This is a genomic window from Klenkia terrae (assembly GCF_900491935.1).
Classification (GTDB): domain Bacteria; phylum Actinomycetota; class Actinomycetes; order Mycobacteriales; family Geodermatophilaceae; genus Klenkia; species Klenkia terrae.
In genome coordinates this window covers 3,469,958-3,491,437 of sequence record NZ_UEXK01000004.1, presented here as the reverse complement: position 1 = coordinate 3,491,437, position 21,480 = coordinate 3,469,958, and the positions used below count along the sequence as shown (strand labels likewise).

15 protein-coding genes are annotated in these 21,480 nt (G+C 73.6%); 4 read left to right on the top strand and 11 right to left on the bottom strand.

Annotated elements, in window-relative coordinates:
* Positions 1-189: 189 nt before the first annotated feature.
* The 9 genes from mnmA to LFA75_RS17375 form a co-directional block, all read right to left on the bottom strand.
* On the bottom strand, positions 190-1,275 hold the full coding sequence (mnmA, locus tag LFA75_RS17415; RefSeq protein ID WP_225234862.1) for a tRNA 2-thiouridine(34) synthase MnmA: 1,086 nt from the start codon (positions 1,273-1,275) through the stop codon (positions 190-192).
* The gene (locus LFA75_RS17410; RefSeq protein WP_225234861.1) at positions 1,272-2,468 is read right to left on the bottom strand and encodes a cysteine desulfurase family protein; all 1,197 of its coding nucleotides are present in this window, start codon (positions 2,466-2,468) and stop codon (positions 1,272-1,274) included. The genes mnmA and LFA75_RS17410 overlap by 4 nt, the downstream gene beginning before the upstream one ends.
* Positions 2,465-3,853 (bottom strand): MFS transporter, encoded by a 1,389-nt coding sequence (locus LFA75_RS17405; RefSeq protein ID WP_225234860.1) that lies wholly within the window; start codon positions 3,851-3,853, stop codon positions 2,465-2,467. The genes LFA75_RS17410 and LFA75_RS17405 overlap by 4 nt, the downstream gene beginning before the upstream one ends.
* On the bottom strand, positions 3,850-5,400 hold the full coding sequence (locus LFA75_RS17400; RefSeq protein WP_225234859.1) for an ATP-dependent DNA ligase: 1,551 nt from the start codon (positions 5,398-5,400) through the stop codon (positions 3,850-3,852). Before LFA75_RS17400 ends, LFA75_RS17405 begins: the two co-directional genes overlap by 4 nt.
* An 88-nt stretch (positions 5,401-5,488) precedes the next feature.
* A complete protein-coding gene (locus LFA75_RS17395; RefSeq protein ID WP_225234858.1) occupies positions 5,489-6,451 on the bottom strand; it encodes an electron transfer flavoprotein subunit alpha/FixB family protein in 963 nt (320 codons plus the stop codon).
* Positions 6,452-6,479: 28 nt separating this feature from the next.
* Positions 6,480-7,241, bottom strand: coding sequence for an electron transfer flavoprotein subunit beta/FixA family protein (locus LFA75_RS17390; RefSeq protein ID WP_225234857.1), 762 nt, complete (start codon positions 7,239-7,241; stop codon positions 6,480-6,482).
* A 136-nt stretch (positions 7,242-7,377) separates the two neighbouring features.
* The gene (cds1, locus tag LFA75_RS17385) at positions 7,378-8,475 is read right to left on the bottom strand and encodes an L-cysteine desulfhydrase Cds1 (protein WP_225234856.1); all 1,098 of its coding nucleotides are present in this window, start codon (positions 8,473-8,475) and stop codon (positions 7,378-7,380) included.
* Complete coding sequence (locus tag LFA75_RS17380; RefSeq protein WP_225234855.1) at positions 8,472-9,257, bottom strand: enoyl-CoA hydratase/isomerase family protein; 786 nt, start codon at positions 9,255-9,257, stop codon at positions 8,472-8,474. The genes cds1 and LFA75_RS17380 overlap by 4 nt, the downstream gene beginning before the upstream one ends.
* A 50-nt stretch (positions 9,258-9,307) precedes the next feature.
* Positions 9,308-10,090 (bottom strand): ABC transporter ATP-binding protein, encoded by a 783-nt coding sequence (locus tag LFA75_RS17375; protein WP_225234854.1) that lies wholly within the window; start codon positions 10,088-10,090, stop codon positions 9,308-9,310.
* An 83-nt stretch (positions 10,091-10,173) separates the two neighbouring features.
* On the opposite strand from LFA75_RS17375, the gene glgX reads away from it, so the two are divergent.
* Entirely contained in the window at positions 10,174-12,318 is a 2,145-nt protein-coding gene (glgX, locus tag LFA75_RS17370; RefSeq protein WP_225234853.1) for a glycogen debranching protein GlgX, read from the top strand.
* A gap of 61 nt (positions 12,319-12,379) precedes the next feature.
* Here glgX and LFA75_RS17365 read toward each other — a convergent pair whose 3' ends face one another.
* On the bottom strand, positions 12,380-13,360 hold the full coding sequence (locus tag LFA75_RS17365; RefSeq protein ID WP_225234852.1) for an FHA domain-containing protein: 981 nt from the start codon (positions 13,358-13,360) through the stop codon (positions 12,380-12,382).
* 185 nt (positions 13,361-13,545) lie between these two features.
* Positions 13,546-16,095: an alpha-glucan family phosphorylase gene (gene glgP, locus LFA75_RS17360; protein ID WP_225234851.1), complete on the bottom strand. Its 2,550-nt coding sequence runs from the start codon at positions 16,093-16,095 to the stop codon at positions 13,546-13,548.
* Between the two features lie 121 nt (positions 16,096-16,216).
* Between glgP and LFA75_RS17355 the strand changes: the two genes are divergently transcribed.
* Genes LFA75_RS17355 through LFA75_RS17345 form a run of 3 tightly spaced genes read left to right on the top strand, consistent with a single transcriptional unit; the run spans position 16,217 to position 21,461 of the window.
* A complete protein-coding gene (locus tag LFA75_RS17355) occupies positions 16,217-18,220 on the top strand; it encodes an alpha-1,4-glucan--maltose-1-phosphate maltosyltransferase (RefSeq protein ID WP_225234850.1) in 2,004 nt (667 codons plus the stop codon).
* A 59-nt stretch (positions 18,221-18,279) separates the two neighbouring features.
* Positions 18,280-20,112, top strand: a complete 1,833-nt coding sequence (treS, locus tag LFA75_RS17350; RefSeq protein ID WP_225234849.1) for a maltose alpha-D-glucosyltransferase — start codon at positions 18,280-18,282, stop codon at positions 20,110-20,112.
* Positions 20,109-21,461: a maltokinase N-terminal cap-like domain-containing protein gene (locus LFA75_RS17345; protein ID WP_225234848.1), complete on the top strand. Its 1,353-nt coding sequence runs from the start codon at positions 20,109-20,111 to the stop codon at positions 21,459-21,461. The genes treS and LFA75_RS17345 overlap by 4 nt, the downstream gene beginning before the upstream one ends.
* The last annotated feature ends 19 nt before the right edge of the window (positions 21,462-21,480 follow it).

Genomic DNA, 21,480 nt, shown 5'->3' with positions numbered 1-21,480 from the left:
CGGATCGGTCACAGAGCATGACTAAGTAGCGCGGCGAACCATCTCGCCCCGCGAAACGTAGCCCGCAGCTCTGACGAACCCAAGGGCCGGCTGTGAACCGACCCCCAGCGTTCCCCGTCCGGAAACCCCCCCGCCGGCGTGGGGGCGCAGTACCGGGGCGGGCGCGCGCTCAGGCCGGGATGAGCAGCCTCAGACGGGCTGGCGCACCCTCGTGCGGTGCACGGCGGCCTGGCCCAGCACCCGGTCGCCGCGCTCGGCGTCCGGCTCGTAGAGCACCGCCGACTGCCCCGGTGCCACCCCGCGCTCGGTCGCGTGCAGCGCGATCACCAGCCCGTCCTCCCCCGCGGAGACCGTGCAGGGCACGGGCGTGCCGTGGGCACGCAGCTGCACCACGGCCTCCAGGGGCAGCACCGGCGCCGGACCGGTCCAGGAGGGCCGGCCGGTGACGACCTCGTCCACCCCGGTCTGCTCGGCGGTGCCGACGGTGACCGTTCGGGTGACCGGCTCGATGCCCAGCACGTAGCGCGGGCGCTGGTCGCCGACGGCGATGCCCAGGCCCTTGCGCTGCCCGATGGTGAACCCGTGGGTGCCCTGGTGCTCCCCCACCGTCGCCCCCGTCGCGGCGTCGACGACCGGTCCGGGCGCAGCACCGAGCCGGCGGTCCAGGAAACCCCGGGTGTCGCCGTCGGGGATGAAGCAGATGTCGTGGCTGTCGGGCTTGGTGGCCACCGCGTAGCCCCGCTGCGCGGCGATCTCGCGGACCCGCTCCTTGGTCATCGACCCCAGCGGCAGCACCGTCCCGGCCAGCTGCCGCTCGGTGAGCACGCCCAGCACGTAGCTCTGGTCCTTGGCGGCGTCGACCGAGCGGCGCAGCTCGCCGTCGGCCAGCCGCGCGTGGTGGCCGGTGACCACGGCGTCGAAGCCCAGCGCCAGCGCACGGTCCAGCACGGCGGTGAACTTGATCTTCTCGTTGCAGCGCAGGCAGGGGTTCGGCGTCCGGCCGGCGGCGTACTCGGCCACGAAGTCGTCGACGACGTCCTCGGCGAACCGGTCGGCCATGTCCCAGACGTAGAACGGGATGCCCAGCTCACCGGCGACCCGGCGCGCGTCGTCGGCGTCCTCGACGCTGCAGCACCCGCGCGACCCGCTGCGCATCTGCTGCCGGTGCTGCGACAGCGCCAGGTGCACGCCGGTCACCTCGTGCCCGGCCTCCACGGCGAGCGCGGCGGCGACGGCGGAGTCCACGCCCCCGCTCATCGCGGCGACGACCCTCATGCCGACCGCCGACCCAGCCCCGCCCGGCGCGCGCGCTCGACGACCGGACCGATGACGGCCAGGACGGCGTCCACGTCGGCGTCGGTGGAGGTGTGGCCCAGGCTGAAGCGCAGCGAGCTGCGGGCCCGGTCCGGGTCGGCACCGGTGGCCAGCAGCACGTGGCTGGGCCGGGCGACCCCGGCCGAGCAGGCCGAGCCGGTGGAGCACTCGATGCCGTTGGCGTCCAGCAGCATGAGCAGGGCGTCGCCCTCGGCGCCGGGGAAGGACAGGTGCGCGTTGCCCGGCAGCCGGCCGGGACCGCCGGCGACGACGGTGTCCAGCGCGGGTCCGTTCAGCTGGACGTCGGGCACCCGCTGCACGACACCGGCGACCAGCCGGTCGCGCAACGCGGCCACCCGGGCGGTGCGCTCGAGCCGGTCGGCGACCGCGGTCGTCGTGGCGACGGCGAGGCCGACGATCGCGGCGACGTCCAACGTGCCCGACCGGACGTCGCGCTCCTGGCCACCGCCGTGCAGCAGCGGCGTGCACTCGGCGTCCCGGCGCAGCACGAGCAGCCCGGCCCCCATCGGCCCGCCGAGCTTGTGCCCGGTCATGGTCAGCGCGTCCACCCCGCTGGCGGTGAAGTCCACCGGCACCTGGCCGACGGCCTGCACGGCGTCGGTGTGCAGCGGGACGCCGACGGCGTGGGCCACCGCGGCCAGGGTGGTGAGGTCGCTGACCGCGCCGATCTCGTTGTTGGCCCACATCACGCTGGCCACGGCGACGTCCGTGCCGTCGCCGAGGGCGGCGGCCAGGGCGTCGGCGGTGACCTCGCCGGTGGCCGAGACGTCGAGCCAGGTGACCTCGGCGCCGTCGTGCTCCACCAGCCACTCGACGCTGTCCAGCACGGCGTGGTGCTCCGCGGGGCTGACCACCACGCGGGTCCGGCGCGGGTCGGCGTCGCGGCGAGCCCAGAACAGGCCCTTGACCGCCAGGTTGTCGCTCTCGGTGCCGCCGCCGGTGAACAGCACCTCGGACGGGCGGGCGCCCAGGGCCTCGGCCAGGCGCTCGCGGGACTGCTCGGCGGTGCGCCGGGCCTCCCGGCCGCTGGCGTGCAGCGACGACGCGTTGCCCACCCGGGCCAACTGCTCGGTCATCGCCGCGACGGCCTCGGTCGTCATCGGCGTGGTCGCCGCGTGGTCGAGGTAGGTCATGACGTCGCCAGGGTAGTCGCGGCCGACGGGGCGGCCGCCCGGTCGTCCACCGGGCGGGAGCGACCGGCGACCACGCAGCCGACCGCGGCCACCGCCGTGCACCCGGCCACCCCGGCCAGCACGGCCGCGGTCAGCGGCACCGCACCGGCCGACGCGGCCGCCAGCAGCACCCCCACGCCGCCGATGCACAGCGCGCTGCCGGTGACGTCGGCGATCTGCAGCGCGGCGGAGTCCGCGCCCCGGCGGTGCTCCGGCGACTGCTCGAGCAGCAGCACGCCCAGACTGCTCATGCCCAGGCCCATGCCCAGGCCGGCCACGGCCCAGGTCACGTAGGTGGCCCAGCCGTGCAGACCGGCCACGGCGATCAGCGCCGTCCCGGCCACCCCGGTCGTGACCAGCACGAACCCGGTCTGCAGCAGCCGCACCCGGGACATGTCCGGTCGACGGCCCTGCAGCGCCGAGGCCAGCGACCACCCGAGTGCACCGGCGGTCAGCGGGATGCCGGCGGTGGTCGCCGGGTAGTCGTGCAGGGTCGTCAGCGAGAACGGGATCAGCGCCTCGACGCCGAAGAACGCCCCGGCGAGCAGGCCGCGGGAGGCCACCACCGACGGCAGTCCGCGGGCGGCCCGGCCGGTGCCGGTCGGCAGCAGCCGGCGCAGCCCGAGCACCAGGGCGACCAGCCCCAGGACGGCGACCGGGACGGCGGGGAGGTCCATCCGCTGGCCGGCGTACTGCAGCGCGCCCACCCCGGCCCCGGCCAGCACCGCCCACCACCGCCGGGAGGCCACGGCCGGTGCGCCGCCCTCGGGGACGGCCAGCCCGCGCAGCGCCGGCAGCACCAGCACCAGCCCGGCAGCGACCAGCGGCAGGATGCCGAGGAACACCAGCCGCCAGGACGCCAGCGAGGTGACCAGGCCGGACACCAGCGGCCCGACCAGCGCGGGGACCACCCAGGCCGCCGACAGCGCGCCGAACAACGCCGCGCGCAGCTGCGGGGCGTACGCGGCCCCGGCGACGACGTACAGCGAGACGGCGATCAGGCCGCCACCCAACCCCTGGACGGCGCGGCCGGCGACGAAGAGCCCCATGTCGACCGCCGACCCCGACGCCACCAACCCGGCGGCGAAGATGCCCACACCCCACAGCAGGGCCACCCGGGCGCCCCGGCGGTCGCCGACCTCACCGCCGAGCACCATGCCGACCACCTGGGCGACCAGGAACGCGGTGAACGGCCAGCCGTACCAGGCCAGCCCGTCCAGCTCGGCCACGGCGGTGGGCATCGCGGTCGCCACGGCCATCGCCTCGAACGCCACGAAGGAGACCAGCACCAGCAACCCGACGGTGGTCGACCGGTGCGCGCGGTCGAAGACGCCGATGTCGCTCACCCCGGGGGCAACCCGGGCACGGGCTCGGAGCTTCCCGGCACCGAGCTCCCCGCCAGCAGGGCACGGACCGCGTCGAGGGTGTCGGCGTCCCCCGGCTCCTTGTCCGGGCGGTAGCGCAGCACCCGGGCGAACCGCAGGGCCACCCCGCCCGGGTAGCGGGGACTGCGCTGCACGCCGTCGAGCTCGATCTCCACCACCAGCTCGGGCCGCAGCAGCACGGTGCCGCCCCGCTCCTCGCGCACGAGGTCGGGGAAGGTCGCGGTCTGCCAGGCGAGCAGCTCGTCGGTCATGCCCTTGAACGTCTTGCCGACCATGACCGGCTCACCGCCGTCGGGGTCCCGGGCGCCCAGGTGGATGTTGGACAGCGACCCGGTGCGCCGGCCGTAGCCCCACTCGGCGCCGATGACCACCAGGTCCAGGGTGTGCACCGGCTTGACCTTGCGCCAGGCGCTCCCCCGCCGTCCGGCCGCGTACGTGCTGCTCAGCGCCTTGACCACGACGCCCTCGTGCCCGGCCGCGAGCGACGCGGCGGAGAACTCGGCCGCCTGCTCGGCGCTGGGCCGGACCACCCCGGGCATGCGGTGCCCCGGCGCGACCCGGCCCAGCGCCTCCTGCCGCACCGACAGCGGCTCGTCGACCAGGTCGGTGCCGTCGACGTGCAGGCAGTCGAAGAAGAACGGCTGCAGCAGCAGCTCGCCGGCGTCGGCCCCGAAGCGGGCGGCGGTCTCCTGGAACGGCCGCGGCCGGCCGTCGTCGGTCAGCGCCAGCGTCTCGCCGTCCAGCACCAGGGTCGTCGCCGGCAGGCCGCGCACCACCTCGACCAGCTCGGGCACCCGGGCGGTGATCTCCTTGAGCGTGCGGGTCCACACCCGCACGTCGTCGCCGTCCCGGTGCACCTGGATCCGGGCGCCGTCCATCTTCTGCTCGACCACCACGTCGCCGTCGCCGAGGGCGGCGGCCAGGTCGTCGGCCGGGGAGGCCAGCATCGGGCGCAGCGGACGACCGACCTGCAGCCGGACGGCCTCCAGGGCCGGCACGCCCGCGGTCATCGCCAGCTCGGCCACCGCCGGCAGCTCGCCGGACAGGAAGAAGGCCCGCCGGACGACGGCGGACGGTGCGTCGGCGGCCGCGGCGACGGCATCCAGGACGACGCCCTCCAGCGCCCCGTGCCGCAGCTCGCCGCCCAGCAGCCGGAGCAGGAAGGACTGCTCGTCGGCGGTGGCCCGGCCGAACAGGTCGCCGAGCAGCTGCGCCCGGCGGGCGGTGGACCCGGTGCCGCCGACCCCGGCGAGCTCGTCGAGGGCCGCCTCGACCTCCGCCACCGCCAGCGAGGGCTCGGCGGCCGGTGAGGCATCGACGCCGGACAGCGTGCGCCAGCCGGCGCCGAGCTTGCCCTGCCGTGTGCTGCCGGACAGCCAGGCGGTGACCGGCCCGACCTCGTCGGGGGCGGCCGTGCGCAGCAGCTCGGCGACCGCCGCGCTCTTCGCCGTCCGGGCGCGGGTGGCGCCGACGGCGGCGGAGGTGGTCACGACGTCGGCGAGGAGCACGACCCATCCTCACGCGCCCGCCCCGTCCCCGCACGCGCGACGAGCGCCGACCCCCGTGGGGACCGGCGCTCGTCGGGGCGGTGCGGTGCTACTTGCGGGCGGTGATCTGCTGCGTCGCCGCGGGGACGACGGTGTTCAGGTCGCCCACGACGCCGAAGTCGGCGAGCTCGAAGATCGGCGCCTCGGGGTCCTTGTTGACCGCGACGATGGTCTTCGAGGTCTGCATGCCGGCCCGGTGCTGGATAGCCCCGGAGATGCCCACGGCGATGTACAGCTGCGGGGACACCGTCTTGCCGGTCTGCCCGACCTGGAAGGAGTGCGGGTAGAAGCCCGAATCCACCGCGGCGCGCGAGGCACCCACGGCCGCCCCGAGGGAGTCGGCGAGGCCCTCGATGACGGAGAAGTTCTCCGCCGAGGCCACGCCGCGGCCACCGGAGACGATGATCGCGGCCTCGGTGAGCTCGGGCCGGTCGGACTTCTGCTCCACCACCCGGTCGGTCACCCGGGTCTGCTTGGCGGCGTCGGAGATCGACACCGCGACCTGCTCCTCGGCAGCCGCGCCCGGGGCGGGCTCGGGGGTGACCGAGTTGCCGCGCAGGGTGTAGATCGGGGTGCCGGTGGTGACCTTGGAGTGCACGATCGTGCCGCCGGCGAAGGCCACCTGGGTGGCGGTGCCGTCGGCGGCGATGTCGGTGACGTCGGTCAGGAACCCCGACCCCGTCTTGATCGCCAGGCGGCCGGCGATCTCCTTGCCCTCCGGGGTGGAGGGGATGACCACGGCGGCCGGGGACTTCTCGGCGACGAGCTGCGCGAGCACCTCGGCCTTGGGGGCCACCAGGTAGGCGTCGATGTCCTCGGACTCCCCGACGTACACCTTGGCGGCGCCGTACTCGGCGAGGGCGCCCTTCACCGACGCCGCGGTGCCCGGGGCACCCAGCACGACGGCCGAGGGCTCACCGAGCGCGCGGGCGGCGGTGAGCGCCTCGAGCGTGGTCTTGCGGACACCGGAGCCGTCGGGGGCGACCTCGACCAGAACCAGAACTTCAGCCATGACTGTCTCTCTTCCTCGAGCTACCGGGTCAGACGATCTTCTGGGCGGCCAGGTAGCCCACGAGCTTGTCGGCGCCGTCGCCCTCGTCGGTCACCTTCACGCCCTCGCCCTTGGGCGGGCGGCCGGCGAAGTCCAGCACCTGGCTGGTCGCGGACGCGAGGCCCACGGCGGAGGCGTCCACGCCGATGTCGGCCAGCGAGACCGTCGACACGGGCTTCTTCTTCGCCGCCATGATCCCCTTGAACGAGGGGTAGCGGGGCTCGTTGATGGTGTCCCAGGTGCTCACGATCGCCGGGGTCTGCGCCTCCAGGGCCCAGAACCCGCCGTCGGTCTGCCGCTCGACCTTCAGCGTCGAGCCGTCCACGGTGAGCTTGCGGGCACCGGACAGGTGCGGGATGCCCAGCCGCTCGCTCAGCAGCGCGGGCATGACCGAGACCTGGCCGTCGGTGGACTCCGCACCGCAGATCACCAGGTCGTACTCCAGCTGGGACAGCGCCGCGGCGATGACCGCCGAGGTCTGGATGGCGCACGAGCCGTGGATGGCGTCGTCGGTGACGTGCACCGCCTTGTCGGCACCCATCGACAGCGCCTTGCGGATCGCGTCGGTCGCACCGGCCGGGCCGACGGTCAGCACGGTGACCTCGCCGCCCTGGGACTCCTTGACCGTGAGCGCTTCCTCGATGGCGTACTCGTCCATCTCGTTGATCACGTTGTCCGCGCTCGCGCGCGCGACGGTGTTGTCCGAGCTGTCCAGCGAGCGCTCGCTGCCGGAGTCGGGGACCTGCTTCACAAGAACGACGATGTTCATCGCACCTCCGCGGGGGCGTTCGGGGTGGCGCGGGCACACGGGTGCCCGCTCTGGCTCCGATGATGGACGTTACCCGCCGGTAACGTGGCGGGGGCAGCTCAGGTGCCGGTGACCCCGCTCACGGCCAGCGGCCGGTCACGGCGAAGTGCTCCAGCACCTCGGTGTGCGGTGCCAGGTCCATGCCCTGGGCCGCGACCCAGTCGTCGGAGTAGTAGGTCCGGGCGTACCGCTCGCCGCCGTCGCAGAGCAGCGTGACCACGCTGCCGGAGCAGCCCGCGGCGACCAGCTCGGCGACCAGCTGGAAGGCCCCCCACAGGTTCGTGCCCGTGGACCCGCCGGCCCGCCGGCCGGTCACCTTCTCCAGGTGGCGCATCGCGGCCAGCGAGGCGGCGTCGGGCACGCAGAACATCCGGTCGACGATGGTCGGCACGAACGAGGGCTCGACCCGGGGTCGGCCGATGCCCTCGATGCGGGACGGGCGGCCCACCGCGGCGGGGTCGCCGTCCCGCCAGCCGGGGAAGAACGCCGAGCCCTCGGGGTCCACGACGGCCAGCCGGGTGGGCAGCCGCCGGTAGCGCAGGTAGCGGCCGATGGTCGCGCTGGTGCCGCCGGTCCCCGCGCCGACCACGACCCACTCCGGCACCGGGTTCTGCTCGGCGGACAGCTGCTCGAACACCGACTCGGCGATGTTGTTGTTGCCGCGCCAGTCGGTGGCCCGCTCGGCGTGGGTGAACTGGTCCAGGTAGTGCCCGCCGGTCTCCGCGGCGATCCGGCGGGCCTCGTCGTAGACGGTGCCGGGGTCGGCGACCAGGTGGCAGCGGCCGCCGTGGAACTCGATCAGCGCGATCTTCTCCGGGCTGGTCGAGGCCGGCATGACCGCGACGAAGGGCAGCCCCAGCATCCGGGCGAAGTAGGCCTCGCTGACCGCCGTCGAGCCGCTGGAGGCCTCGACCACGGTGCCGCCCTCGCGGATCCAGCCCGAGCACAGCGCGTGCAGGAACAGCGAGCGGGCCAGCCGGTGCTTGAGGCTGCCGGTGGGGTGGGTCGACTCGTCCTTGAGGTAGAGCTGCACCCCCCACTCGGGCGGCAGGGGGTAGACCAGCAGGTGGGTGTCGGCGCTGCGCCGGGCGTCGGCCTCCACCAGCGCGACCGACCGCTCCAGCCAGGCCCGCCCGACGTCGTCGCAGCGGTCCAGGTGGGCGGGCCGGTCGCTCATCGGCCGGTGAACGTGGCCTTGCCGGGACCGTCGGCGAGGAACGAGGCCATGCCGTTCTTCTGGTCCTCGGTGTCGAACAGCCCGGCGAACAGCTCGGACTCCAGGGCCAGCCCGTGGTCCAGCGTGCCGTCCAGGCCCTCGTCGATGGCCCGCTTGGCCGCGGCCAGCGCCAGCGGCGGGCCGGCGGCGAACTTGCGGGCCATGGCGACCGCGGCGGCGTAGACCTGGTCGTCGGGGACGACGGCGTCGGCCAGACCCAGGTCCAGGGCCTCCTCGGCGCCCACGTGCCGGCCGGTGAACACCAGGTCCTTGGCCTTCGCCGGCCCGACCAGCCGGGCCAGCCGCTGCGTGCCGCCGGCGCCGGGGATGACGCCCAGCAGGATCTCGGGCTGGCCGATCTTCGCCGACTCCCCCAGCACCCGGAAGTCCGCGCAGAGGGCGAGCTCGTAGCCACCGCCCAGGGCGTACCCGGTGATCGCGGCGACCACCGGCTTCGGGATGCGGGCGACCTCGCGGAAGGAGCTGGTCAGCTCGCGGCCCCAGGCGACCATCGACGACCCGGTCAGCTGGGACATCGCCTTGATGTCGGCGCCGGCGGCGAACACCCGCTCGCCGCCGTAGAGCACCACCGACCGGACGTCTGCCCGGCTGCCGGCCTCCAGCGCCGCGGCCCGGACCTCCCGGTGCAGCTGCTCGTCGATCGCGTTCATCTTCGGGCGGTCCAGGCGGATGGTGCCCACGCCGTCCTCGACCTGCAGCGTCACGAACTCGGGCTCGGCCATGCGGTGCTCCTCCGGTGGGACGGCGTCGTCACCGCCCACCGTATGCAGCGTCAGCTCTCGGTGGCGCGGCGGGCGCTGTAGCGGCCGCGGACCCGGCCCAGCGCCAGCGGCAGGCCGAAGGTGTCGCTGAGCAGCGGGGCGGTGACGACGTCGTCCACCGGGCCGGCCGCCACCACCTCGCCGCCGCGCAGCAGCATCGCGTGGGTGTAGCCCGGCGGGATCTCCTCCACGTGGTGGGTGACCAGCACCTGAGCCGGGGCGTTCGGGTCGCGGGCCAGGTCGGTCAGCCGGGAGACGAGGTCCTCGCGGCCGCCCAGGTCCAGGCCGGCGCCGGGCTCGTCGAGCAGCAGCAGCTCGGGGTCGGTCATCAGCGCCCGGGCGATCTGGGTGCGCTTGCGCTCCCCCTCGCTGAGGGTCCCGAAGGGCCGGTTGGCATAGGGCGCGACGCCCCACTGCTCCATGAGCATCCCGGCGCGGGTCAGGTCGTGGATGTCGTAGCGCTCGCGCCAGCGCCCCACCACGGCGTAGCCGGCGGACACGACCACGTCGCCGACCCGCTCGGCCGGGGCGATCCGCTGGGCGAGGGAGGCGCTGGTCAGCCCGATGCGGGGGCGCAGCTCGAAGACGTCGACGGCGCCGAGGGTCTCCCCCAGCAGCTCCACCGTGCCCCGGGTCGGGTGCATCTGCGCCGAGGCCAGCTGCATCAGCGTGGTCTTGCCGGCGCCGTTGGGGCCCAGCAGCACCCAGCGCTCGTCCTCCCGCACCGTCCAGTCGACCCCGCGCAGGAGGTGGGTCGTCCCCCGTACGACGTCGACGTCGGAGAGCTGGACCACCGGAGGGCTCGTCACACCCCCATCCAACCAACCCCGGCGCCCGCCTCCGCGGCGCGCACCCCGGTGTCGGGCACGATGCGGGGATGGCAGATCGAGCAGCTGGTCCGTCGTCCGAGGTGTGGCCGGGCAGCCCGGCGCCGCTGGGGGCGCACTGGGACGGCACCGGGACCAACGTCGCGCTGTGGACGGCGGGGGCCTCGGCGGTCGACCTGTGCCTGTTCGACCCCGACGGCACCGAGCACCGGCAGCGACTGCAGGAGACCACCCACCAGGTCTGGCACGGGCGGCTGCCCGGCGTCGGGCCCGGCCAGCGCTACGGCTACCGGGTGCACGGCGGCTACGACCCCTCCTCGGGCGCCCGGTACAACCCGGCCAAGCTCCTGCTGGACCCCTACGCCCGCGCGGTGGACGGCGAGCTGACCCTGGACCCGGCGTTGTTCGGCTACGCCGGCGGCCACCCCGACGCCGGCTCCCCCGACCCGCTGGACTCCGCGCCCTTCGTGCCGCGCGGGGTGGTCATCCACGACTCGTTCCCGTGGGCCGGCGACGCCCCGCCGCGCACCGCCTGGTCGGACACCGTGATCTACGAGGTGCACGTCAAGGGCGCGACGATGCGCCACCCCGACGTCCCCCCGGCCCTGCGCGGGACCTACGCGGGGCTGGCCCACCCGGCCTTCGTCGAGCACCTGGTGTCCCTGGGCGTGACGGCCGTCGAGCTGCTGCCGGTGCACCACTTCGTCTCCGAGCCGCACCTGCTGCGCCGCGGGCTGACCAACTACTGGGGCTACAACACGCTGGGCTACTTCGCCCCGCACGCCGCCTACTCCTCCGCCGGGACCGGCGGGGCGCAGGTGACCGAGTTCAAGGCCATGGTCAAGGCGCTGCACGCCGCGGGCATCGAGGTCATCCTCGACGTGGTCTACAACCACACCGCCGAGGGCGACCACACCGGCCCGACGCTGTCGTTCAAGGGCATCGACAACAGCGGCTACTACCGCCTGGCCGGCGGGGAGCCGGCCCGCTACACCGACTACACCGGCTGCGGGAACACCCTGGACGTCCGCCGTCCGCAGGTCCTCGCGCTGCTGATGGACTCGCTGCGCTACTGGGTCACCGAGATGCACGTCGACGGCTTCCGCTTCGACCTCGCCTCGGCGCTGGCCCGCTCCTTCCACGACGTGGACCGCCTGTCGGCGTTCTTCGACGTGATCCACCAGGACCCGGTGGTCTCCCAGGTGAAGCTGATCGCCGAGCCGTGGGACGTCGGCGAGGGCGGCTACCAGGTCGGCAACTTCCCGCCGCTGTGGACCGAGTGGAACGGCAAGTACCGCGACACCGTGCGCGACGTGTGGTCCGGGGCGCACGTCGGCGTCCGCGACCTCGCCTACCGGCTGACCGGGTCCAGCGACCTGTACCGCTCCGACGGCCGCCGTCCCTTCGCCTCGGTCAACTTCGTCACCGCCCACGACGGCTTCACCCTGCGCGACCTCTACACCTACGAGCGCAAGCGCAACGACGCCAACGGCGAGGAGGGCCGGGACGGCGAGAGCCACAACCGCGGCTGGAACGCCGGCGTCGAGGGGCCCAGCGACGACCCCGCGGTGATCGAGGTCCGGGCCCGGCAGGTGCGCAACGTGCTGACCACGCTGCTGCTGTCCACCGGTGTCCCGATGCTCACCGCCGGGGACGAGCTGGGCCGCACCCAGGAGGGCAACAACAACGCCTACTGCCAGGACAACGAGCTGTCCTGGCTGGACTGGGGCGCCATCGACGCCGACCTCTGGACCTTCGCCTCGCGGCTGATCGCGCTGCGCCGGCAGTCCCCGGTGCTGCGCCAGGAGGCCTTCTTCGACGGCCACGAGGTGCCCGGCTCCGGCGGCACCCGCGACCTGGCCTGGTTCGCCCCCGGCGGCGGCCAGCTCAGCACGGAGGACTGGTACGACACCGGCCTGCAGACCATCGGCATGTACCTCGACGGACGCGGCATCCGGGCCCGGGACGAGCGCGGCCGGCCGGTCGTCGACGACTCGTGGCTGGTCTACCTGCACGCCGGGCCGGCCGAGGTCACCGTCCACCTGCCCGGCCCGCCGTGGGCCGACGCCTACGAGTTCGTCGTCTCCACCGAGTACCCCACCGGCGCCCCGCCGCGCCCCGCGGTCGTGGCGCCGGGCCCGATCACGATGCCCAGCCGGAGCGTGTGGGCGCTGCGGGTGGTCCGCCGCCCCTGATCGACGTCGAGGGCCCACCCCCGGGTGGGGATGGGCCCTCGGCGTCGGGCGACGGGTGAGGCTATTCGGCGGGCTGCTCGAAGGTGATGACGGTCCAGCCCAGCAGCAGGCGGTCGCCGTCGGACAGGGCGTGCGCGACGCCGGGCTCGAGCTGGGTCCACTCGGTGGCCTCGGGGCCGGCGACGTGGGTGCCGTTGAGCGATCCCAGGTCGACCAGGGAGACCTCGCGGCCGGCCCGCTGGATCGCGGCGTGGGCGGAGGACAGCACGTTCTGGGTGTCGGCGATCGGCACCGGCTTGGCGGTCCCGGAGGTCACCAGCTCGTGGCCGCCGGGACGGCGGCCGAGCACCAGGTCGCTGTCGACGTCGACGACCATGCCGTCGTCGAAGCGCAGCACCGGGGCGGCCGGCGGGTCCGGCGCCCAGAAGGCGGTGGCCGCGCCGGCCTGGGCGACCGGCTGCGGCTCGGAGACCGGGGCGGCGGCCGGGGCGCTGAAGCCCGCGTCCGAGCTCGCGGTGAAGCGCTCGGCGGCCGGCGCGGCCTGCGGCGCGGGGACGGCGACCGACACCGGCGTGGCGGCGGTGAGCTGCAGGGTGGCCCCGCTGCCGGGGACGGTGCCCTCGACCAGGTCGAAGGCCACACCCGGCGGCACCGGCGACGGGGAGGAGCCCGGGCCGACGTACAGGCTGGAGCCCAGGTCGAAGCCGCTGGCCAGGGTGCAGCCGCCGTCGGTCGGGCGACCGGAGACCGGGACGCCGTCCACGGCGGGTTGGCCCTTGCCGGCCCACAGCGCCACGCCGGCGCCGGAGCCGTCGGCCGAGTCGGTCAGCACCAGGGCGAACGAGGCGCCGCCGGAGGCGAGCGCGGACACCTGCCCGGCGACCGCGGTGAGCACCCGGTCGGCGCCGGGGCCGGAGACCCCGAGGCAGGCGTGCAGCGTCGCGACGAGGGCCGGCGAGCCGGGGGCGTCCACCCACAGCAGGCCACCGGCACGGCGGGCGACGACGTTGTCTCCGGGGAGAACCTCACAGCGGTCGGGCATGGCGGCCACACTAATGAGCCCGGCGCGCCCGACGCCGCCACGCGGGTCAGCCACGCCGGAGCGTGACCATCGACATGGTCCCTTCGTCACCGCCAGTCACGGCAGTCTCACCCGGTGGTCAGCACGGGGCCGATCCGTCCATCGACCGCCGGCCGACGGTGGACGAACCGGCCCCGGGATGACCATCAGGCGTTGGTGACCACGCCCAGCTCGGCCGGGGTGGCCAGCGCCGGCGACGACGGCAGCACCCGCACCGTGTAGCCGAAGGCGCCGGTCCGCTCCAGCAAGATGGTGGCGGTGAACCAGTGCCGGGAACCCTCGGTGGTGTCGTGGGCCATGTCCACCGCGGTGACCTCGTGCAGCCCGTCGGTGTCGTCGACCCGGCCGTAGGCGGCCTGCACCTGCACGTCGTCCGGGACCAGCCCGGGCAGCTCGACCTCGGCCCGCAGGTCGATGGTGGACCCGATCTCCGGGGTGTCCCCCACCCCGGTGGCCTCCACGTGGGCCACCCGGACGCTGCCCCAGTTGCTCACCACGTGCGCCCGCCAGGCCGCCTGCTGCCGGGCGACCTCGTAGCCGCCCTCGGCCAGCGCCCGGGCGGACCCGGCGGCCGGCACGTACAGCTTGCCCACGTAGTCGGCGACCATCCGGCTGGCCAGCACCTTCGGGCCGAGCTCGGTGAGGGTGTGCTTGACCATCTCGACCCAGCGGGTCGGCACGCCGTCCCGGTCGGTCTCGTAGAACCGCGGCAGCACCTGCTTGTCCAGCAGGTCGTAGATCGCGGTGGCCTCGACGTCGTCGCGCCGCTCGGGGTCCTCGACGCCGTCGGCGGTCGGGATCGCCCAGCCGTTCTGGCCGTCGAACCACTCGTCCCACCAACCGTCCTTGATGGACAGGTTCAGCCCGCCGTTGAGCGCGGACTTCATGCCCGAGGTGCCGCAGGCCTCCAGCGGCCGCAGCGGGTTGTTCAGCCAGACGTCGCAGCCCCAGTACAGGTAGCGGGCCATCCCGATGTCGTAGCCGGGCAGGAAGGCGATCCGGTGCCTGATCTCCGGGTCGTCGGCGAACTTCACCATCTGCTGGATCAGCTGCTTGCCGCCGTCGTCGGCCGGGTGGCTCTTGCCGGCGATGACCAGCTGGATCGGGCGCTCGGGGTCCAGCAGCAGCGCCTTGAGCCGGGCGGGGTCGCGCAGCATCAGCGTCAGGCGCTTGTAGGAGGGCACCCGCCGGGCGAAGCCGATGGTGAGCACGTCGGGGTCGAAGACCGAGTCGGTCCAGCCGACCTCGGCCTCGGCCGCGCCGCGGGACAGCGCGCTCTCCCGGACCCGGCGGCGGACCTCCTCGACCAGCCGGCCGCGCAGCAGGCGGCGGGTGCTCCACAGCTCGCCGCTGTCGATCCGGTCCACCTGGTCGAAGCGGACCGGGCCCTCGACGTCCACCGGGTCGCCCTGGCTGGAGGTCTGGGTGCCCAGCTCGACGAGCTCGCGGGCGGTCCAGGTGGCGGCGTGCACGCCGTTGGTGATCGAGGAGATCGGGACGTCGTCGGGGTCGAAGCCCGACCACAGGTAGCCGAACATGTCCCGGCTGACGTGCCCGTGCAGCTCGCTCACGCCGTTGGCCCGCTGACCCAGCCGCAGCCCCAGGTGGGCCATGTTGAACTTGGTCGGGTCCTCTTCGGCGCCCAGAGGGAGCAGGTCGTGGACCCCCACGCCGAAGCCGGCGAAGTACCGCTCGACCAGGGCCCGCGGAAACCGGTCGATGCCGGCCGGGACGGGCGTGTGGGTGGTGAAGACCGTGCCGCCGCGGACCGCCTGCAGCGCCTCGGCGAAGGACAGACCGTGGGACTCGGTGAGCTCGCGGATCCGCTCGATGCCCTGGAACCCGGCGTGGCCCTCGTTGGCGTGGAACACCTCGGGCTGCGGGGTGCCGGTGAGCGCGCAGTACGCCCGGACGGCGCGGACGCCGCCGATGCCCAGCAGCATCTCCTGGCGCAGCCGGTGGTCCTCGCCGCCGCCGTAGAGCCGGTCGGTGACGCCGCGCTCGGCGGGGGTGTTCTCCTCGATGTCGCTGTCGAGCAGCAGCAGGGACACCCGGCCGACCTGGGCCCGCCAGACGTGGGCGTGCAGCGTGCGGCCCTCGGGCAGCGGGACGGCGATGACGACCGCGGCGCCGTCGGCGTCGCGCAGCAGCTTCACCGGCAGGCCGTGCGGGTCCAGCGCGGGGTAGTGCTCGAGCTGCCAGCCGTCGGCCGACAGCCCCTGGGAGAAGTAGCCGGCCCGGTAGAGCAGGCCCACGCCGATCAGCGGGACGCCGAGGTCGGAGGCCGCCTTGAGGTGGTCACCGGCCAGGATGCCCAGACCGCCCGAGTACTGCGGGAGCACCTCGGTGATGCCGAACTCGGCGGAGAAGTAGGCGATGCTCGCCGGCGCCGCGTCGCCCAGGGACTGGTACCAGTGCGGGGCGTCCAGGTACTCCTGCAGGTCGTCGGTCACGTCGGACAGCCGGCGGAGGAACTTGCGGTCCTTGGCCAGCGCGGCCAGCCGCTCGGCGGACACCTCGCCCAGGACCCGCACCGGGTCGTTGCCGCAGGTGACCCACAGGTCGGGGTCGACCGCCTCGAACAGGTCGCGCGTCTCGGGGTGCCAGGACCAGCGCAGGTTCATGACCAGCGGGGCCAGAGGGAGCAGCGCCTCGGGGAGCGCTGCGCGGACGGTGAGTCGTCGGAGAGCTCGCACGCGCCGACCCTAGCGGCCCCGGGCGACGGCCCGAGGGCTCCGCGGAGGCCCTGTGGACGGGCCCGGGAGGGGTGATCAGGTCGATGTGCCCTTCGGGTCCCGCGCCGATAGCGTGACAGGGGTGACTGGCCGCGCTGACCTCCGTCTGGGCATCACCGACATCGAACCCGTCGTGGCGTGCGGGAGCTTCTCCTCCCGCGCCGTCGTCGGCGAGCACGTACCGATCACCGCCACCGTGTTCCGCGAGGGCCACGACGCGGTGGCCGCCAACGTGGTCTGGAGCCCCCCGGCGACCCCGGGCAAGCGGGCACCGAAGGCCCCGCTGCGCCGGATGCGCGCCTACTCCGACCAGCCCGACCGCTGGATCGCCACCGTCGTCCCCGACCGCGAGGGCCTGTGGACCTACCAGGTCGAGGCCTGGGACGACCCGATCGGCACCTGGCACCACGCCGTCGAGGTCAAGGTCGAGGCCGGCCAGGGCCCGACGGACCTGGCCAACGACCTGGAAGAAGGCGCACGGCTGCTCGACGAGGTCGGCAAGACCGTCCCCCGCGAGCACCGCAGCGCGGTCGCCGCGGCCGCGGTGGCGCTGCGCGACGAGGGCCTGGAGCTGTCGGCCCGGCTGGCACCCGCGCTGGCCCCGGCCATGACCGACCTGCTCGACACGTACCCGGTGCGCCGGATGGTCACCCGGTCCCCCCGCTACGAGGTGTGGGTCGACCGGGTCACCGCGCTGTTCGGCTCCTGGTACGAGTTCTTCCCCCGCTCGGAGGGCCCGGTCGTCGACGGCCGGCCCACCCACGGCACCTTCGCCGACGCGGCGAAGCGGCTGCCGGCGATCGCGGCGATGGAGTTCGACGTCGTCTACCTGCCGCCGATCCACCCGATCGGCACGGTCAACCGCAAGGGCAAGAACAACACCCTCACCACCGAGGACGGCGACGTCGGCTCGCCCTGGGCCATCGGCAGCGCCGACGGCGGGCACGACGCGGTGCACCCGGAGCTGGGCACCATGGCCGACTTCGAGGCCTTCGTCGCCCGCACCCGGGAGCTGGGGATGGAGGTGGCGCTGGACTTCGCGCTGCAGGCCGCCCCCGACCACCCGTGGGTGACCTCGCACCCGGAGTTCTTCACCACCAAGCCCGACGGCACGATCGCCTACGCGGAGAACCCGCCGAAGAAGTACCAGGACATCTACCCGATCAACTTCGACAACGACCCGGCCGGCATCTACGCCGAGGCCCGCCGAGTGCTGCAGGTCTGGATCGACGCCGGGGTCAAGGTGTTCCGGGTCGACAACCCGCACACCAAGGCGATCAACTTCTGGCACTGGATCATCTGGGACGTCAAGAAGAGCCACCCCGACGTCCTCTTCCTGGCCGAGGCCTTCACCAAGCCGGCGATGATGCACCAGCTGGCCCGGGTCGGGTTCACCCAGAGCTACACCTACTTCACCTGGCGCACGGAGAAGTGGGAGATCGAGCAGTACGGCCGCGAGCTGGCCGGCACCGCGCACTACATGCGGCCCAACTTCTTCGTGAACACCCCGGACATCCTGCATGCGTCGCTGCAGTTCGGCGGCCCGCCGATGTTCAAGATCCGCGCCGTCCTGGCGTCGATGATGAGCCCGACCTGGGGCGTCTACTCCGGCTTCGAGCTCTTCGAGCACGTCGCGCTCAAGCCGGGCAGCGAGGAGTACCTGGACACCGAGAAGTTCCAGTTGCGTCCCCGTGACTACGAGGGTGCCGTCGCCGCCGGCCGGTCGCTGGCGCCCTACCTCACCCGGCTCAACCAGGTCCGCCGCCAGCACCCCGCGCTGCAGCAGCTGCGCACGCTGACCTTCCACCCGATCGACAACGAGAACCTGCTGGTGTTCTCCAAGACCGACCCGGGCTCGGACGACGCCGTCCTGGTCGTGGTCACGCTGTCCAGCCAGCACACCCAGATCGGGACGACGGCGCTGGACATGGGCGCCCTGGGCCTGGAGTGGTCCGACCGGTTCACCGTGACCGACCAGATCACCGGCGCCGAGTACGAGTGGGGCCAGTTCAACTACGTCGAGCTGGACCCCTACCGCGAGCCCGCGCACGTCTTCACCGTGACCCGGCACGCCCCGCTGGGCTGACGCCCGCCCCCCCTCCTCCGCCACCCCACACACCCCGAGAGTCGAGGACCGACCTCCCCATGACCGTGCCCGTCCCCAACGCCGCCCGACCGGGTCTCCCCACCCCCGGCGCCGACCCGGAGTGGTACAAGCGCGCCGTCTTCTACGAGGTGCTCGTCCGCGGCTTCGCCGACAGCAACGGCGACGGCATCGGCGACCTCCGGGGCATGATCGGCAAGCTCGACTACCTGCAGTGGCTGGGCGTCGACTGCATCTGGCTGCCCCCCTTCTTCGCCTCCCCGCTGCGCGACGGCGGCTACGACGTCGCCGACTACACCGCGGTGCTGCCGGAGTTCGGCGACATCGAGGACTTCACCGAGCTCGTCGCCGAGGCGCACAGCCGCGGCATGCGCGTGATCATCGACTTCGTCATGAACCACACCTCGGACCAGCACCCCTGGTTCCAGGCCAGCCGCAACGACCCCGAGGGTCCCTACGGCGACTTCTACGTGTGGAGCGACGACGACACCGAGTACGCCGACGCCCGGATCATCTTCGTCGACACCGAGGTGTCGAACTGGACCTTCGACCCGGTCCGCAAGCAGTACTTCTGGCACCGGTTCTTCAGCCACCAGCCCGACCTGAACTTCGAGAACCCGAAGGTGCAGGAGGCGATCATCGACGCCCTGCGCTTCTGGCTGGACCTGGGCATCGACGGCTTTCGGCTCGACGCCGTGCCCTACCTCTTCGAGGAGGAGGGCACCAACTGCGAGAACCTGCCCAAGACCCACGCCTTCCTCAAGGAGGTCCGCTCGGTCGTCGACGCGGAGTACCCGGACCGCGTGATGCTGTGCGAGGCCAACCAGTGGCCCGCCGACGTCGTCGAGTACTTCGGCGAGGACGGCGACGAGTGCCAGATGGCCTTCCACTTCCCGGTGATGCCGCGGCTGTTCATGGCCGTCCGGCGGGAGCAGCGCTTCCCGATCTCGGAGATCATGGCCCAGACCCCGGCCATCCCGGACAACTGCCAGTGGGGCATCTTCCTGCGCAACCACGACGAGCTGACCTTGGAGATGGTCACCGACGAGGAGCGCGACTACATGTGGGGCGAGTACGCCCAGGACCCCCGGATGAAGGCCAACATCGGCATCCGGCGCCGGCTCGCCCCGCTGCTGGACAACGACCTGGACACCCTGGAGCTCTTCACCGCCCTGCTGCTGTCGCTGCCCGGGTCGCCGGTCATGTACTACGGCGACGAGATCGGCATGGGCGACAACATCTGGCTCGGTGACCGGGACGGCGTCCGCACACCGATGCAGTGGAGCCCGGACCGCAACGGCGGCTTCTCCACCGCCGACCCCCAGCGGATGCACCTGCCGCTGGTCGCCGACCCGGTCTACGGCTACCAGGTCACCAACGTCGAGGGCCAGCTGCGCAACTCCAACTCGCTGCTGCACTGGACCCGCACGCTGATCTCGGTGCGCAAGGAGCACCCGACGTTCGGCGTCGGCAGCTTCGCCGAGATCGGGTCGCGCAACCCCACGGTGCTCACGTTCGTCCGCGAGTTCGGCGACGACGTCGTGCTCTGCGTGAACAACCTGTCGCGGTTCCCGCAGCCGGTCGAGCTGGACCTGCGCCGCTTCGAGGGCTACACCCCGGTCGAGCTGACCGGGCGGGTGGAGTTCCCGCAGATCGGCGTGCTGCCCTACATGCTCACGCTCTCCGGCCACGGCTTCTACTGGTTCGAGCTGTCCAAGCCCTCGGCCCCGGCCACCGAGGAGGACGACGACGCCTGGGAGACCGCGACCAGCTCCAGCGTCGCCCAGTCCCTGCTGGACGCCGGGGTCGTCGGGTCCACCGAGGACCCACCGGGCGGCACCGGTGGCCTCGGCGTCGAGGGGGGCAACCGATGAGCGCGCTGACCGACCTGCTGGCCGATTGGATGCCCGGCCAGCGCTGGTTCGCCGGCAAGGGCCGCACCTGGGCCTCCGTCACCGAGGACGGGTTCTTCCTGGACCAGGGCACCCCCGCCCTGTCGGTGCACCGGGTGCACGTGACCTACACCGACGACGTCTCCGAGACCTACCTGGTCCCGCTGTCCTGGCGCAGCAGCCAGGACGACGACCTGGCGCACGCCTACGTCGGCGCGGTCGGGGACAACCACGCCTACGACGGCATGCGGGACCGCGAGGCCACCGTGCCGTGGCTGACCCACCTGGTGGCCGCCTCGACCGTCGGGCCGCTGCACTTCCACCCGGCCGGGGTGGCCTACATCCCCGAGGGCGTCCCCGGCGACCTCATCTCCGGCGAGCAGTCCAACACCTCCCTGATCTACGGCGAGACCGCGATCATGAAGCTGTTCCGCCGCCTGGAGCCCGGGCTCAACCCCGACGTCGAGGTGCACGACGCCCTCCGGACGACGGAGAACCCGCACATCGCCCCGCTGCTGGGCCACGTGCAGATCGAGGGTGCGACCGAGGGCGAGGAGCCGGCCACCGTGGCCTTCCTGCAGGCCTTCGTGCCCAACGCCAGCGACGGCTGGCGGCTGGCCACCTCCAGCGTGCGCGACCTCTACGCCGAGGCCGACCTGCACGCCGACGAGGTGGGCGGGGACTTCGCCGGCGAGGCCGAGCGGCTGGGCGAGGCCACCGCCGCGGTGCACCGCGACCTGGCCCGGGTGCTGCCGACCGCCGACGTCGGCACCGACTGGTACGGCGAGCTGGCCAGCCAGCTCACCGCCCGGCTGGACGCCGCGACCGCGATCGTCCCGGAGCTGGCCGAGCACGCCGAGGGCCTGCGCACGCTGTACGCCGCGGTCGCCGACCTCACCGACCCGGTCACCGCCCAGCGGGTGCACGGCGACCTGCACCTGGGCCAGGTGCTGCGCACCACGACCGGGTGGATCGTGCTGGACTTCGAGGGCGAGCCGGCCCGGTCGCTGGCCGCCCGCCGCGAGCTGGACTCCCCGCTGCGCGACGTCGCCGGGATGCTGCGGTCCTTCGACTACGCCGCCCGCCACATGCTGGTCGAGCAGCCCGGGGACCCGCAGCGGGCCTACCGGGCGCAGGAGTGGGCCGAGCGCAACCGCAGCTCGTTCTGCGCCGGCTACGCCGCGGCCAGCGGCACCGACCCCGCCGGGTCACCGCTGCTGCGGGCGTTCGAGGCCGACAAGGCCGTCTACGAGTGCGTCTACGAGGCGCGCAACCGCCCGCACTGGCTGATGATCCCGTTGACCTCCCTGGCCCGGCTCGCCAGCAGCTGACCGACCCATTCATCCGTGC

Excerpts from the sequence above, each read along its gene's own strand:
- mnmA (WP_225234862.1), bottom strand. The coding sequence starts at position 1,275 with ATGAGGGTCGTCGCCGCGATGAGCGGGGGCGTGGACTCCGCCGTCGCC.
- LFA75_RS17410 (WP_225234861.1), bottom strand. The coding sequence starts at position 2,468 with ATGACCTACCTCGACCACGCGGCGACCACGCCGATGACGACCGAGGCC.
- LFA75_RS17395 (WP_225234858.1), bottom strand. The coding sequence starts at position 6,451 with ATGGCTGAAGTTCTGGTTCTGGTCGAGGTCGCCCCCGACGGCTCCGGT.
- cds1 (WP_225234856.1), bottom strand. The coding sequence starts at position 8,475 with ATGAGCGACCGGCCCGCCCACCTGGACCGCTGCGACGACGTCGGGCGG.
- LFA75_RS17380 (WP_225234855.1), bottom strand. The coding sequence starts at position 9,257 with ATGGCCGAGCCCGAGTTCGTGACGCTGCAGGTCGAGGACGGCGTGGGC.
- glgX (WP_225234853.1), top strand. The coding sequence starts at position 10,174 with ATGGCAGATCGAGCAGCTGGTCCGTCGTCCGAGGTGTGGCCGGGCAGC.
- LFA75_RS17365 (WP_225234852.1), bottom strand. The coding sequence starts at position 13,360 with ATGCCCGACCGCTGTGAGGTTCTCCCCGGAGACAACGTCGTCGCCCGC.
- treS (WP_225234849.1), top strand. The coding sequence starts at position 18,280 with ATGACCGTGCCCGTCCCCAACGCCGCCCGACCGGGTCTCCCCACCCCC.
- LFA75_RS17345 (WP_225234848.1), top strand. The coding sequence starts at position 20,109 with ATGAGCGCGCTGACCGACCTGCTGGCCGATTGGATGCCCGGCCAGCGC.